8 protein-coding genes and 1 pseudogene are annotated in these 16,152 nt (G+C 58.3%); all 9 read left to right on the forward strand.

Features of this window, described 5'->3' with window-relative positions:
- Window positions 1-738: 738 nt before the first annotated feature.
- The 9 genes and pseudogenes from FAZ97_RS18095 (at window position 739) to FAZ97_RS18135 (ending at window position 16,147) form a co-directional block, all read left to right on the forward strand.
- A complete protein-coding gene (locus tag FAZ97_RS18095; RefSeq protein WP_233271785.1) occupies window positions 739-1,878 on the forward strand; it encodes an efflux RND transporter periplasmic adaptor subunit in 1,140 nt (379 codons plus the stop codon).
- Window positions 1,879-1,886: 8 nt separating this feature from the next.
- Window positions 1,887-5,012, forward strand: a complete 3,126-nt coding sequence (locus tag FAZ97_RS18100; protein WP_158759820.1) for an efflux RND transporter permease subunit — start codon at window positions 1,887-1,889, stop codon at window positions 5,010-5,012.
- A gap of 40 nt (window positions 5,013-5,052) precedes the next feature.
- Window positions 5,053-6,579 (forward strand): efflux transporter outer membrane subunit, encoded by a 1,527-nt coding sequence (locus FAZ97_RS18105; RefSeq protein WP_158759821.1) that lies wholly within the window; start codon window positions 5,053-5,055, stop codon window positions 6,577-6,579.
- Between the two features lie 49 nt (window positions 6,580-6,628).
- Window positions 6,629-7,588: a VirK/YbjX family protein gene (locus FAZ97_RS18110; protein ID WP_158759822.1), complete on the forward strand. Its 960-nt coding sequence runs from the start codon at window positions 6,629-6,631 to the stop codon at window positions 7,586-7,588.
- Window positions 7,589-8,461: 873 nt separating this feature from the next.
- Window positions 8,462-8,617: pseudogene (locus FAZ97_RS18115) on the forward strand (IS3 family transposase); the annotation flags it as partial.
- A gap of 717 nt (window positions 8,618-9,334) precedes the next feature.
- Window positions 9,335-10,705, forward strand: coding sequence for a DUF1329 domain-containing protein (locus FAZ97_RS18120; RefSeq protein ID WP_158759823.1), 1,371 nt, complete (start codon window positions 9,335-9,337; stop codon window positions 10,703-10,705).
- An 87-nt stretch (window positions 10,706-10,792) separates the two neighbouring features.
- Window positions 10,793-12,610, forward strand: a complete 1,818-nt coding sequence (locus FAZ97_RS18125; protein WP_158759824.1) for a DUF1302 domain-containing protein — start codon at window positions 10,793-10,795, stop codon at window positions 12,608-12,610.
- Window positions 12,611-12,738: 128 nt separating this feature from the next.
- A complete protein-coding gene (locus FAZ97_RS18130) occupies window positions 12,739-15,135 on the forward strand; it encodes an efflux RND transporter permease subunit (protein WP_158759825.1) in 2,397 nt (798 codons plus the stop codon).
- Window positions 15,136-15,151: 16 nt separating this feature from the next.
- Window positions 15,152-16,147, forward strand: coding sequence for a WD40/YVTN/BNR-like repeat-containing protein (locus tag FAZ97_RS18135; protein WP_199272146.1), 996 nt, complete (start codon window positions 15,152-15,154; stop codon window positions 16,145-16,147).
- Window positions 16,148-16,152 lie beyond the last annotated feature (5 nt).

Raw genomic sequence — 16,152 nt, forward strand, 5'->3', positions numbered from 1 at the left:
TCCCGTGCCTGAGTCCGATCTCAGGCGATATGGGGAAAGTGCGGGCTGTCCACCGGCTTGTTGGAGGGAGTGTGTATGAGATACAGAAAGCGGCATGCTGTTGTGAACGCGGTCCGCTGGTTTGCCCACGGCGATCACCCTTCGGTGGAGCGTCAGGGGCAGGCGTGGGCGATTGCCACGCTCGAAGGATGGCGCAAGGTCAGTCCTGGTGACTGGATACTGTCGGACGACTCGGGAAGTGTCTGGCCAATGGAGGACCAAATGTTTCGCCTTTTGTACGAGCCGGCTAACGTCTCCGGGGCGGATGTCTGGTAGGCCAGACTTGATAGTCTTCGGGCTGTTGTCCCCGCGTTCTCTCCATAGGCAATCTGCCAGCTGAGGTTACGTAACCCCTGGTTCCGGCGCAGGTCCTCGGAAATTGCCGGAACCATTTCGTCGCCCGCAACGGGCGGCTTTTTTTATGTTCGAGCTGGTGTGTGTGGCGATGCCTGCCCAATTGCAGCTTCATTAAATCTCCATCGTATCTCAATAGATACTGAATGCGCTGCATTGACCATGGAGGCTCGCGTGGGCTGCCGGTCCTGCCTGGCACGACGCGTGACGGATTCTGATCACAGGGATAGTTCAAGGATGAATATCAGCCGTATAACAGCTGGGGCCGTGACAGTATTAGTACTGCTCAGTATGGTGGCCTGCCGCCGAGAGAAGGGAGGCGTTGCAGCCGCGGAGAGCGCCGCGATGCCGCAGGTCAGCGTAATCGCACTGCACTCTCAGCCTGTGCCACTTACCGGGGAGTTGCCGGGGCGCGTCGTCGCGTCGCTGGAAGCCGAGGTGCGTCCGCAGGTCGGTGGCATCATCCAGAAGCGCTTGTTCACCGAAGGTGGTGAGGTTAGGGCTGGACAGGCCCTCTACCGGATCGATCCAGCGCCTTATCGGGCTGCTTACGATAACGCGGTCGCGGCGCTCCAGAAGGCGCAGGCGGGGGTGCCCGGTGCCGAGGCCAAGGCGGATCGCGACCGTGATCTGGTCGCGCAGAATGCGATCAGTCGGCAGGACTACGAGGATGCGGTCGACACGCTCGCTCAGAACCGGGCCAGCGTCGCCTCAGCGAGGGCCGCCGTCGAGACCGCGAAGATCAACCTCGATTACACGATCATCGCTGCGCCGATATCAGGCCGTATCGACAAGTCGTCCTTGACGCCCGGTGCACTGGTGACGGCCAGCCAGACGACTGCACTAACGACCATCCACCAGATCGACCCGGTGAACGTTGACCTGACGCAGTCCAGCACCAGCCTGCTCAACCTTCGTCAGGCCATCAGCGCTGGTCGCATCAAGGCGTCTGGAACCAGCATTAGCGTGAGTCTTCGGCTAGAAAACGGAACAGTTTACCCGCTCGCCGGACGGCTGGAATTTGCGGAGTCAAACGTTGCTACGGCAACAGGCACCTACACCCTGCGCGCAACATTTCCGAACCCGGACCGGCTGCTATTGCCCGGGATGTATGTGCGGGCGATCATCGAAGAGGGTACTGCCCAACATGCCTTCCTGATTCCCCAGCGCGCGGTGAGTCGTAACGAACGTGGCGAAGCCACCGCACTTTTTGTGAGGCACGGAAGGGTTGATCAGCGTGTGCTTTCGGCGGACCGTTCGGTGGGTAACGCGTGGCTTGTAGAAAGCGGGGTGAGCGAGGGCGACCAGGTGATCGTGGAAGGAAGCCAGATGGTCCGCGAAGGCGATGCCGTCAGTCCGGTGAACGTGAGCCTCGATGCTGCGGGCGACGTTACGGACCAGGCTCCAGCTGCCGGTAAGCAGGGTGGCGCGGCCGCGAAGTCCTCGTCCACAGGTGTCCCGGACAACGAAGCTGGCAGGGGGTAAGCGCAATCATGTCCGAATTCTTTATCCGGCGCCCGGTTTTCGCGTGGGTGATTGCCATTGTCGTCATGCTCGGCGGCCTGCTGGCGTTGAACACCCTTCCCGTCGCCCAATACCCCGAGATTGCTCCAACAACAGTTTCCATCCGTGCGACCTATGCTGGCGCGGATGCGCAGACGATCGAGAACTCGGTTACGCGCGTTATCGAGCAGGGCATGACAGGACTGGACAACCTGCAATACATGAGTGCCACGTCGGACTCCACGGGTGAGGTGGATGTCATGTTGACCTTTACCAATGCGGCCAACGCGGATGTGGCGCAGATGCAGGTGCAGAACAAACTCCAGCTCGTGACGTCGCAGTTGCCGACAATTGTCCAGAGCACGGGCCTTACCGTGACGAAATCATCATCGAGCTTCCTGATGGTGGTGGGATTCGTCTCGACGAATGGCCGGATGAGCTCTGCTGATTTGGACGACTATGTCAACAGCACACTGAACGATACTATCAGGCGGGTGCCAGGGGTGGGTAACACGCAGCTATTTGGCTCCAGTTACTCGATGCGTATCTGGCTCGATCCGAACAGGCTGGCCCAGTATTCGCTGATGCCTAGTGATGTTCAGACGGCAATCAAGGCGCAGAACAGCCAGGTTTCGGCGGGCCAGCTCGGTGCACAGCCCTCGCTCAGGGGGCAGCAGTTCAATGCGACGGTAACGACGCAAAGCCGCCTGCAGACACCAGAGCAGTTCGGCGCCATTATCCTGAAGAGCTCAACAGATGGCTCCGTCGTACGCCTGAAGGACGTCGCCCGCATTGGGATCGGTGCGGAAAGCTACACGTACGCGTCGACCTACAACGGCATGCCGGCCTCGGCGCTCGGGATCAACCTGGCTACTGGCGCCAATGCGATCAGCACGGCCGCGGCCGTCAGGGCGGCCATCGACCAGTTCTCGAAAACGATGCCGTCGGGCGTCAAGGTTGTCTATCCCTACGATACAACGCCGTTCGTCAGGCTGTCGATCGAGGAAGTCGTCAAGACGCTGGCTGAAGCGATCGTGCTGGTGTTCATCGTGATGCTCGTGTTTCTGCAGAATGTGCGTGCAACGCTCATTCCTGCGCTCGCGATTCCGGTTGTGCTGCTGGGTACTTTCGGCGTGTTGGGCGCGTTCGGCTACTCGATCAACACGCTGACCATGTTTGCGATGGTGCTGGCCATCGGCCTGCTGGTCGATGATGCGATTGTGGTGGTGGAGAACGTCGAGCGTGTGATGGCAGAGGAGAACCTGTCACCGCGCGAGGCAACCCGCAGATCGATGAAGGAGATCACGGGCGCGTTGGTCGGGATTGCCACCGTACTTTCCGCTGTGTTCGTACCGATGGCATTTTTTGCGGGCTCTACCGGGATCATCTATCGCCAGTTCTCGATCACGATCGTGACGGCCATGTTGCTGTCCGTGATGGTTGCGTTGATCCTGACACCGGCATTGTGCGCAACGATTCTCAAACGCCCGAAGGATCACGGCGTGCGACGCGGCTTCCCGGGGTGGTTCAACCGGACTTTCGATCGCGGCTCGGAGGCCTACCAGGGGGGCGTGCAGTACGTGATTGCACGCGGGCGGCAGTTCTTGCTGGTGTTCGCTGTCATCGTCATAGCTATGGCATGGATGTTCGCGCGCCTACCCAGCTCTTTCCTGCCGGTCGAGGACCAGGGCATTTTGATTACGTCGGTGCAACTGCCTTCGGGCGCAATGCGCGATCGTACGCAGCGCGTGCTCAATCAGGTGACGGACTATTACCTGCACAAGGAAAAGGACGCGGTCGAAGGTGTCATGGCGGTAGCGGGTTTCGGTTTCGGTGGATCCGGGCAGAACGTCGGCATGGTGTTTGTCCGTCTGAAGGATTTTGAGCAGCGCCGTTCTGCAAGGTTGGCGGCCGATGCCGTTGCGCTGCGTGCCATGGGCGCCTTCGCAAAGATCCGCGATGCACAGGTATATGCACTGCTGCCACCAGCCATCGAGGGCATGGGCACGTCGAATGGCTTCGACTTTTACCTCGAAGATATCAATGGCACGGGGCGCGATCGGTTGATGGCTGTGCGTAACCGGTTGCTGGCTGCGGCGGCGCGTGACCCGAAGTTGTCTGGCACGAGACCGAATGGACAGGAAGACACCCCGCAGTTCGCTGTGGATATCGATCAGGCGAAGGCCAGCGCGCTGAACCTCAGTCTGTCGGACGTGAACACGACACTGTCGGTGGCTTGGGGTAGCGACTACGTGAACGACTTCATCGACCGCGGACGTGTAAAGAAGGTGTACGTACAGTCCGATGCCGCCTTCCGGATGCAGCCCGGCGATCTAAACAACTGGTACGTGAAGAACTCGGGCGGCACGATGGTTCCCTTCTCGTCGTTCGCCCAGGGACACTGGACGTATGGTCCGACGCGCCTTGAACGGTACAACGGACTGTCCGCCGTGGAGATCCAGGGCGACGCGGCGCCGGGTGTCAGTTCCGGTACCGCGATGAGCGAGATCGACCTGCTCGTTGCGAACCTGTCCTCAGGCTATCGGCATGAGTGGACGGGGCTTTCATACCAGGAGCGTCTGTCGGGTAACCAGGCGGCGGCACTCTACGCGATCTCGGTCCTCGTGGTCTTCCTGTGCCTGGCGGCGCTCTATGAGAGTTGGTCGATTCCGCTCGCCGTCATGCTGTCGGTGCCGATCGGCATCGCCGGCGCATTGCTGGCCGCCCATCTCTTCGGCCAGAACAACGATGTTTATTTCAAGGTTGGCCTGCTGACCACGATCGGTCTTGCGGCCAAGAACGCCATCCTGATTGTCGAGTTTGCACTGGAGCGTCAGGCGCGAGGCGCCGGACTTGTCAACGCGACGCTGGAGGCTGCCCGGCAACGGCTGCGTCCGATCCTGATGACGTCATTTGCGTTCATCCTCGGAGTCTCTCCCCTGGCTGTGGCGACGGGAGCGGGCTCAGGCGCGCAGAACGCCATTGGGATCGGCGTGATGGGCGGCATGATCGCCGCCACGGTACTGGGCATCTTTTTCGTGCCATTGCTTTTCGTGGCCATTCGTAACGCAGTTCGTACCAGAGCCCCTGTCGACGGGCGTGACGACAATGTGTGAACTGATTTCACGACGTGACACGGACGAATCCAGGCTGAACATGTTCACGATCTACAAGACAAGGGCAGCAATCGCTGCGTCTCTCCTGTTGGCCGGCTGTGCAGTTGGCCCGGACTATCGGGCACCCGCCATGCCAGTGCCCGATCACTGGGATCAGGCCCACGAAACGAACCCCGCCGCTCAGCCCGAGTTGCCGCAGTGGTGGATGCAACTGAACGACCCGCTGCTCGCTGCACTGATTGACGAAGCGGTAGTAGGCAACCTGAATGTGGCGACCGCTGCTGCAAAGATCCGCGAGGCGCGTGCGACCTACCGTCAGGCGGGTGGCGCCCTGTTTCCAAAGCTGACCGGCAGTGCCTCGGCCACCCGCTCTGGCAGTGGATCCAGTGCAGTTTCCACGGCTACAACATCCAGCACTGGGAGTGCGACGAGCGATGGGACAGGGTCGACGATCTCACTCGGGACGGTCGGCAATACGTTCCAGGCGGGCTTTGATGCCAGCTGGGAGCTGGACCTGTTCGGCGCCAACTGGAGGGCGCTCGAGGCAGCGAAATACGGACTGGATGCCGCGCAGTGGAGCCTGCGTTCGACATTGCTCACTCTCGTCGGCGATGTCGCTTCCTATTACGTGCAGGCACGCGGCTATCAGGCGCGACTGGCTCTGGCACGAAACACCGTTAAATCTCAGGAGGAGACTGCACGCCTGACCCGGGTCAAATTCGAGTCGGGCGCTTCCTCCGGACTGGACGCGGCCAACGCGGCCGGCCAAGCACAGACCACCCGCGCTACGATCCCGACGCTCCAGACTTCGTATGCGCAGGCCGTGCACAGCCTTTCGGTCCTTACGGGACAGGCGCCCGAAGAGCTGATGGGGCGCATGGAAAAGCCTGAGGCGGTCCCCGTACCGAAGCTGCCTGTCCCGGTAGGTATTCCCGCAGACGTACTGCTCAGCCGTCCGGACGTCAGGCTGGCAGAGCGCCAGTATGCGCAGTACACCGCGAAGGTCGGGCAGGCCGAGGCCGCGCGCTATCCGAGCGTCAGCCTTACAGGGAGCCTGTCTACTTCGGGCACCCAGATCGGGGATCTCGGCATGCGCTCGACGATCGGCTGGTCGTTCGGACCGTCTCTCTCTATTCCGCTATTCAATGCCGGCAAACTCAAGGCTGCTGTCGAGATCGCGCAGGCGCAGCGTGACCAGTACTTCATTGCCTACCGTTCAGCCGTTCTGACCGCACTGAAGGATGTAGAGGACGCCAGTGTTGCGCTCTCCCAGGAGACGGGCCGGATCGACGCGCTGCAGGCCTCGGTCACGTCGTACCAGCAGGCCGCCATCCTGTCGCATTCGCTTTACGCGGCGGGCTCAACTGGGTTCCTTGACGTGCTAACGGCTGACCGCTCGCTGTATTCGGCCCAGGACTCTCTGATCCAGAGTCGGGTGCTAGTCACAACCGACTACATCGCACTGAACAAGGCCCTGGGTGGAGGCTGGGACGGAGAGGTCGACACATCGAAGCCGGAGGTGGTGGACACCCACACCGGTCCGCATCTGCGCCAGGCCGTGCAGTGATTTCCCTGCCCGTTGCGACTACTGTCAACGCTATTCCTCCGCACACCTGATGACACTGATTTCCGATACCTATGCGTTGCTGTCCCGCGCGATTCCGGGCCGTAGTTCTGGCGTCTGGTTCCGGCGAATGCGGGTGATAATGTATTCGCTGCTTTATCCGCACGTGTCTGGCGTCTGGCTGCGTGCACTCGTGCAGGATCCACTGCTCACAGGCATGGCGCTGCGCAACCGGCGCTTTCTGGAGCGGCCCTATCATCCGGCCTTCCAGTCGGGCATGACTACACGCGATCGAGTTGCACTGGTCTGTGAACACTTCCGGGTGGCGGCAGCTCCGTTCTGGAGCGCCGTGACACGCCGTGTCTACCTGAATGGTGAAGCCGTGACGCTGGCTTACCACGAGCGGTATGCGATCGTATTGAGCAATCCCACGCGTTGCTGGCGTGAAGGCCTGCTTACCGTCGCGTGGCGCGATGAAGCCGCGTGCGTTGATCTTGCGTGGGCGACCATCAGCTTCGAGCTGCATCGTGAAACGGGATTACCCGGCATACTGGTCGGTGGTCTGCAGGGACCGCGTGGCAACGGTCGCGAACTTGTGCGCGAGGCCACGCGCGCATGCCATGGACTGCGTCCCAAGGCAGCTGTCATGGAGGCCGTGTGTATGTTGTGCCGGATTGCGCAGGTGCGCGTACTGGCTGCGGTGACGACGAGGGCACACATTTCGCGGGCGGGCTCCAGTGAGTTTCACGCGGACTATGACGCGTTCTGGCGGGAGATGGGCGGTGTCGAGTCGGAGGGCCGGTTTGTGCTGCCATTGCGACCATACCATCGCGACATCAGCAAGGTTCCATCGAACAGGCGCGCCGTCTTTCGCCGCCGGCAGGAACTGATTGCAAATCTGCTGGCACAGTTCGACACAGTGCTCGGGATGGCAGGCGAGGGCCACGTGGAAGTGCGCGCCCCGGCCGCGCAGGAAGCGGACGTGCCATACCATCAGGTGATTGAGGCATGAAACAGTCGACTTCGATGGTGAAGCGCCACTTCCCGCAGTGGAATGGCCGCCGTCTCCGTCTTGCAGCAGGCTTCGCAGTCGCACTGATTGTCGCCGGTGTCTGGGCATGGGAGACAGTCGCGGAGCGACAGGCACCTGCGCCGATGGCCGCAAGTGTTGGGGCACCTGACTTCACTGAAGGTCAGACTGGGCCAGAAAGTGGCTAAAGGGGACTTCATTGCGTAAATCGATTCGATTACCCGGGGGAATGCGCTACGCACCGCACAGGCCGCGCTCGCGAACCTCCGGGCGCACCGCGAGGAAAAGCCTGCCACGCCCGACCTGTACGATCTCACCCTCGTGCGTTAGCGTGGGCTGAACGACCAGAATGCGAACGCAGTAGCGGATCTGCAGACCGCGGAGGCGAATGTCCGTACCACGTGTGCACAGATCGCGGCGCTGGATGCACAGATCGTCGAAGAGGAGGTCGCTTCCCCACTGCAAAAGTCGACCTGCGCTACACGCATATCACTGCGCCGGCGAACGGTACGGATCCTGTTGATCCCCACCTAGGAAGGTCAGACCGTCAATGCAGTATGGTCCGCGCCGACCGTCGTCATTCGTGGCCAACTTAATACCATGGCGATCCAGGCGTAGATATCCGAGGCGGACGTGGTCCGTACGGAGTCAGGCCAGAAGGTATCTCACGATCATCGGCGATCCCATTCATCGTTACGACGCCTCGGCAGCCTCCATCGAGCTCGCGCCGGAGTCCGTCCGCAGCGATTCGAGTCTCAGTACCGGTCAGTTGATAGGCCACATATCGACGCTAGGCCCTGGCAGCCCCCTAATCAAGGCGGCCAGGAGGCCCGCCAATGATTACCTATTCTTGGTGAACGTCAGCACGTTGCCTTCATGCCGAAGCCAGATGCAGCAACAGCAGCTCGCAATCTCGCCGTCGCATTCGAGCATCACAACGAGAAGCACCCTCATCGCGCGCTGAAGTTCCGCTCGCCACGTGAGTTCAGGCGCAAGACCGATTCATCAACTCCAAGTGTGAGGCGGTGTCCGGAGACCCAGGCGCAAATCCACACAGGCGTCTGCCTATCCGTTTGCAAGTGGGAGCTATGGCCGGGATTCAGGGGGGGCGGAGGCGGTTACCGCACACATCAGTTCCTAGCCAACCGTACAGCAGCGGCTGCGGCATCAGCGATCCCGACCTGATTGCTTAAAGTTCCACCGTTGAGCGAGCGTGGACTCGAGGCCGCAGTGTCGCCCCGATGGAATGCGCGCATAGGCTGTCCACGACGTACCGGACGGAGGCTTGGCGCCGATACTGCCGTTGGGTATTTCACGACACATCGGGAAAGTACTAGGTAGGGGTATCGAGGCCCGATCACGTAAAGCAGTTGGGTTTCGCTCAGGTACATGCTAAACGCGGAATGCCTTGTGGCATAAGGCCGCACGGGGGATCGATAGGCATCCGCTAGGCCCCGCAGGATGCGTCTTATTTGCGAGTCGGATTGTGACTGCAAGGCTCTGTCACCTTAGGCGGGTAGTGCCAGCTTAATTTGGTTCGAAGACTCTTCAATCTACCGTTAGCCAGATAAGCATTTCTTCTAGTCGAGTAAGCGGCGAGCCGCATTGCCTACCAGTGAAATCGCCAACTGCGCACCACCGAAGCGGCGACGGAAGACGGTTCCGTCATGGGCGAAGCGTTAGTTGTCGGTCGCCTACATTGAGTCCAAGATACACGGAGATAGATAAGTGAAGCGTATTGCCTATATTGCAGCGGTTGTCGCACTGACATTTTCCCTGCCTTCCGTGGCGGCCGATAGCGGTAGTCTCGGTCCGGAATTCACTCCAAGCGGAGGGGAGAAAGCTGGCAATAGTGCGGGAACGATTCCCGCGTGGAATGGGGGTGTAAAGGCACCAGATGGATGGAATCCGACAACAGGTGATCGCTACGATAGTAACCCCTTCAAAGGCGAGGCGCCCCTGTTCTCAATCGATGCCTCGAATGTCGACAAATATGCGGACCACTTGGCGCCTGGTCAGATCCTCCAGCTCAAACAGAACAAGGGCTATCGGATGGACGTTTATCCGACCCACCGTACCTGTGGAGTTCCAGATTTCGTAGCGGCGAATACTGCCAAGAATATCGGCTTTGCCAAAATCGGTGCGGACGGCAGCTCGCTCGCGCAAGCATACCTGCCAGGCGTGCCGTTTCCTAAGCCGCAGAATGGTATTGAAGCGGTCTGGAATTTCCTCGCCCGCTATCAGGGCGTAGGCCTAAAGGCCACTATGGCGACCTATATCTCTCCGCGTTCGGGCAGCTCGGACCCGATTGTCGTGGTGGGGCCCGTTGCAACCTATTGGCCGTCCGGCGCCAAAGGCACGACTACGCCGGGCGACGTCCGTGACGTGCTTTTTGCTGATTACGGCGGGACCGATCAACCCGCTGCGCTTGCTGGCCAAGGTTTCGTTCAGACCTCTTTCTTCAGTAACAAGTCGGCCGAATCCTTCTTCTATTTTGCCGGCCAGCGCCGTGTGCGCCGCATGCCCACCTATGATCACGATGCACCGCTGATCGGCTACGACAATCAGTACCTTGACGACCAGGTCAGCCTGTTCAACGGCGCTCCTGACCGCTATGACTGGAAGATCATTGGCAAGAAGGAAATCTATGTGCCGTACAACAACTTCGCAATGTACAACCCTCGGGAGAAGCTCTCCCGCGCAATGGGACCTCAGTCATTGATTCCGTCTGTTCGCCGCTACGAACTGCACCGAGTGCTTGAGATCGAAGGCACGGTCAAGGCTGGAATGCGCAACATTAGTGCGAAGCGCACGCTGTATCTCGACGAAGATAGCTGGATTGTCTTGGAAAGCGACATGTTCGACTCTTCGGGGAAAATCTGGAAGGTAGGCGAGAACTATCCGATCCCGGTTTGGGAACTCGGCGCATGTGCGGGAACCGCAATGTCTATGTACGACACCAGTTCGGGTCGATACCTCGTTGACGCTACGCCATTCGATACGGGGAAGCCTTTTATCTGGTACCAGGAGGGTAAAGGGGGGCAGTTCGAAATGAATTTCTATGGTGCGGACGCGCTTCAGTCGAGAAGCGAGCGATGATCTTCCATCGGTAACAGGTTCTGCAGGCGGGAGGCACGGAGTTTCATGCCTCACGAAAAAATATATTATTAAGGAAGCCTTAAGAAGATGAAGGTGAGGACGATTAGCACTGCCGTAGTAGCCGCACTGTCATCGGCATGCTCAGGGGCATACGCGTACGACTTTTCGACGGGGCTCAACGATCTTACGGGATCGTGGGTGACAAACCTGACTGCTGGTGGTGGGTTGCGTACCAAGAATCCAAGCTGTTCGCTGACCGGTGATCCCAACATGTACGGCTGCGGTGCGGCCGCAAATACTGCACAATGGTCCGGCGGAGACGATGGCAATCTGAACTACCGCAAAGGGCAATTTTTCAGTACGTATATCAGCGCAACCAGTGAGTTGCTGATGACGATGCCGAGCGAAGGCTTGAAGTTTATGGTTCGTGGAACCGGCATGTATGATTTCCTGGCCGGCGATACGAATCGGACACCCCTTAGCAGTGCGGCGGCCTCACAGGTAGTCTACAACACCGAACTGCTCGACCTTTGGGCAGAAAAGGATTTTACGATTGGTGAAAACTCCGCCCACATCCGAGTCGGTAACCAGGTGCTCAACTGGGGCGAAAGCATTTTTGCATCGGGCGGGATCAATACGACCAACTCGCTCGATATCCAGAAGCTTGTGACCCCAGGTTCGCAACTCAAGACCGCGCTGATTCCGGCGCCTATGATTTCGATCGCCTCAGGGTTGCCATATGGTTTCAGCACGGAAGCCTATTACCAACTTCAATGGAATAGCAACCGCCTGCCACCGGTAGGTACGTACTGGTCGGTGGCGGACGTACTAGGCAGAGGCTCTGGTAACGCCACGGTCAACACGAAAAACTTCAATCTGGGTGGCTTGGATGCTGGCTCGATCGCCGGCCCCGCGGCGGGAAACAGCGCGACGCTTGAGGGGATCAATAGTGGCTTGCTCGCTGGCAGCTATGCTGGCGCGCCCTACTTCTCGCAAGGGGTGCCATTTAGTACTGTGTTACCAAATAAGGCTGATCCGCAATTTGGTATTCGTTTTGCCTATCGCCCGTCTAACCTTGATGTTAACTTCGGTTTCTACTACGAAAACTATACGGATAAGTACCCGGTCGTCCAGACGCTGGCAAATGGCTCCGCGCAATTCCTCTATTTGAAAAATCGGCAGTTGTTCGGTGTGAGCGCGAACTTTCAGTTGGGCGATTGGGCGATTGCGCAGGAGTTGTCCTACCGTCCGCGTGATGCCGTTTCGTTGACGGGGTGTTTTGGTGCGGGTGGTCCACTCGACGCTAATACCAACTCCGTCTCGGGCGCATGCAACGACTGGGTAGACAAGAAGAAATTCCAGTACGACATCAACGGCGTACTGAGCATGACTCCGAGTGAATATCCGTTCCTCCGCTGGCTAAAGGCAAGCGGAGCAACGTTGACGGCTGAGTTGACGTGGATCTACTACCCCGGCTTAAGCAGCCAGGGCGTAACCCGCGACGTAAACGGCCAACTTGTCACGCAAGCACCGGCAGCGGGCTATTACACTTGGCTCAACAACAACTCTGGCCTTGGTTATCCGATCATAGCCGCGACTGGTACGTCGAGCTCGGTGGGAGCGACAGTCGATTTCAATGTGACTTGGGACGGTACTCTTTTGCCAGGCTGGCAAGTGACGCCTGGCGTGACCCTTACCGACGCTCTGTACGGCTACACGCCTTCACTTTCCGCGAATTATTTGCAGGGAGCGAAGTCTGCGAATCTCTATTTGTTGCTCAACCGTAATCCTGCAACTTGGTCGCTCGGGCTTAATTACACGGCTTTTTGGGGCGGACACCAAACAGTCGGTCAGGCATATGCGGACCGCAATTTTGTGGGATTCTTCGCGACTCGTACGTTCTAGCACCTTGTAGCGGAGCTAAAAAGGAAGGTGGCGCGGCATTCTTTGGCGGATTGTCGTTAGCACGCCGCGCGGAAACACGGCTCGGAGCGGTGGCATTTCAGATCGATGGTTCACGCACAGGTCATACCATGCAGACAGGCAACAACAACTTCGGGTCTCTCGGTTTCATCGCAGGGGCACTGAAGCGAGTAGAGGAGTTTATTTTTGCGAACAGGATGTGGATCCTGTTCATATTTTGTGCTCTTACAGTAACGATGGCGTTTTTCGCGACAAAGCTCAGAATGGATGCGGGTTTCGAAAAGCAGATGCCGACCAACCACGAATACATCCGTGCTTTCAACGAATACAAAAATGATGTCATCGGGGCAAACCGCCTGACGGTTGTTGTCAAGGCACATCATGGCACGATCTGGAACGAAGAGGCATTGGCTCGTCTCTACAATGTCACGCAGGCGGTCACAAACCTGCCGGGGGTGATCCGGCCTAGCGTGCAGTCACTGTGGACGCCCAATACTTTTGTCAACGTGATCACGGAGGAAGGCTTTCGTGCCGATCCGCTGATCTCGTCGATGATCATGCCAGATACTCTAAAGACGGACGAGATCGATGGCATTCAACGCGCAGCTAGTCAGGGCGGCTTTATTGGTACGCTCGTTGCGCGCGACCAGTCGAGCGCGCTGATTACCGCCGATCTCAATGAGGTGGATGCAAGCGGCAACAAGCTCGACTATGTAGCCCTGAACCATCTGATTGAACAGCAAGTTCGCAGACCGTTTGAGGATGCCAAATACGAAATTCAGATCATTGGTTTTGCCAAGCAGATTGGCGATATCGCCGATGGTGCAAAAAGCGTTTTGGGTTTTTGTGGTATTGCGCTATTGCTCACTGCGGCGGCAGTATATTGGTATTGTCGCTCGGTGCGATTGACGGTGCTACCGGTGGTGTGTTCGCTGACATCGCTAGTCTGGCAGTTCGGCACCTTACATCTACTCGGGTATGGTCTGGACCCGCTCGCTGTTCTCGTGCCATTTCTTGTGTTCGCGATCGGCGTATCGCATGGCGTGCAGCAAATCAACCATATCGTCCGTGAATTGTCTCTCGGCAAGACCACCGAACAGGCTGCGCGCTCAAGCTTTACCGGGTTACTGATCCCAGGGACGCTCGCGCTGGCGACCGCTTTTGTGTCTTTCATCACGCTGGCTTTGATCCCGATACCGATGGTCAAGGAGCTTGCAATTACCGCCGCGATAGGTGTCGCCTACAAGATCGCCACCAATCTCGTGATGTTGCCACTGGCCGCTTCGACATTTCATTTTACGCACGCCTACGCTAACAGTGCGATGGCTTTGCGAGAGGTTCGAGGCAAATGGCTCAAACGTCTCGCCCGTGTAGCGGAGCCGCGTAAAGCCGCTTGGGTGCTGGCACTGGTGGCGGTCGTGTTCGGCATATCGATCTGGCAGAGTCGTGACCGCGTGATTGGTACCCTACAGCCGGGTGCCCCTGAATTGCGCGCGGATTCTCGCTTCAACCGAGACGCGGTGGCAATCACCAATAGCTATGATACCGGTCTCGATTGGATGACTGTGTTCTTCAAGGCACCAGCGGATTCGTGCGGAAACGCGGCGCTCGGTCTGTACCAGGACAAATTTGTTCGAGAAATACAGCACGTAGACGGTGTAATCTCGGTAGACAGCTACGCGAACATGCTGCGTACCTATAACGCGGGCTATAACGAGGGTAATCCGAAAATGTCCGTGATCCCGATTGATCCGGAGAATTACGGTGCACTTTCTGCAGAGATCGGAAGAGTCAACGGATACATGCGCAAAGATTGCAGCATGGTCGCGGCAAATCTGTTCCTGAGCGATCACAAGGCCACGACGATCAACCATGTGATCGATGAGATCAATCGATTCAAAGGGGCCAACCATTTGGGCGGTGTGCAGATTGAATTGGCTGGTGGGAACGCCGGAGTACTCGCGGCCGTTGACGACGAGATCGCCAAGAGCGAGTTACCGATGATGCTCTATGTCTATGCCGCCATCATCGTCTTGGTGTTTCTTGTCTATCGTGACTTCCGAGCCATGATTGCTTGTTGTTTACCGCTAACAGTTGGTACGTTTATCGGCTACTGGTTCATGAAGGAGCTCCAGATCGGCCTTACTGTCGCGACTCTGCCCGTGATGGTACTAGCGGTAGGGATTGGCGTGGATTATGCGTTCTACATCTATAACCGTCTGAATCGGCATCTAGCGGATGGCCAATCAATCACAAAGGCGACTGAACATGCAATGCTTGAGGTAGGTGTTGCGACTGTGTTTACCGCAATCACCATGGCAGTTGGCGTCGCAACTTGGTCATTCTCTGCTCTCAAGTTTCAGGCTGACATGGGTAAGCTGCTCGCGTTCATGTTTATGATCAATCTCGTGATGGCGATGACGGCCTTGCCGGCCCTCGCGGTATGGCTTGAACGACTTTTCCCGCGTAAGCAGCCTGTGCGTGCTTCCAGCTTGCTCGAACATTGATCGTTAGAGGCGACCGATGATGAAGAAATACGTATTGAATTGCGTCGTGGCCGTGCTGGCAGTGGGTGGAACACTCCTCGCTCAGGAAGCGTGTGCAGATGCGGCCGATAAAAGTTTGGTCCAGGTTCGACCGGCCGACGCGGATCCGTATGCCACGAGCGAGATGTTGCTGGCGCAGGCACGTGCGGGACGGCGTCTGGTTGCTGTGGGCGATAGCGGCGTTGTGGTGCTGTCGGATAACGACGGCAAGGCCTACCGTCAGGCAAAGCAGGTACCAAGTAACGCAACGCTGACGTCGGTCGTATTCACCGATGCAAGCAACGGTTGGGCAGTCGGGCACTGGGGCACGATCTTGCATACGACGGATGGTGGTGAAACCTGGCAACTTCAACACAGTGATCCGACCACAGATCGACCATTTTTTTCGGTTTATTTCAGCGATGCGCAGCACGGCGTGGCAGCCGGGCTCTGGTCTCTGCTAATGCGTACAGACGACGGTGGCAAACATTGGCAGCCCATCAATGTGCCGCCGCCCCCGGGAGGGGGGCATGCAGACAAGAATCTGTTCTCGCTATTCTCGAATCAGAAAGGGGTACTGTTCATCGCGGCGGAGCATGGCCTAGTCCTGCGGTCTTCTGATGGAGGGATAACATGGACCTACCTGGACACGGGCTACAAAGGGTCACTATGGACCGGCTTGGCTCTAGTCGATGGAGGTCTGTTGGTCGGCGGATTGCGCGGCTCACTGTACCGAAGCGACGACGATGGTGTGACGTGGCACCGCGTCGACAGCGGTACGCACAGCTCGATCACCAGTATCGCTCAACGCGGGAAGCACGTCGTCGCGGCATGCCTGGATGGGGTCATTATTAGGAGCGCGGATGGTGGTAAGACTTTTACTGCGTCACAGCGCAACGATCATTTGCCACTCACTTCAGTGGCGATCGAAGGCGATTCGTTGGTGGCGCTCTCCAAATCTGGTGTGGTTGTCGATCCCGGAACGGTGAACTAACGGAC

This window comes from Paraburkholderia acidiphila, assembly GCF_009789655.1.
Classification (GTDB): Bacteria; Pseudomonadota; Gammaproteobacteria; order Burkholderiales; family Burkholderiaceae; genus Paraburkholderia; species Paraburkholderia acidiphila.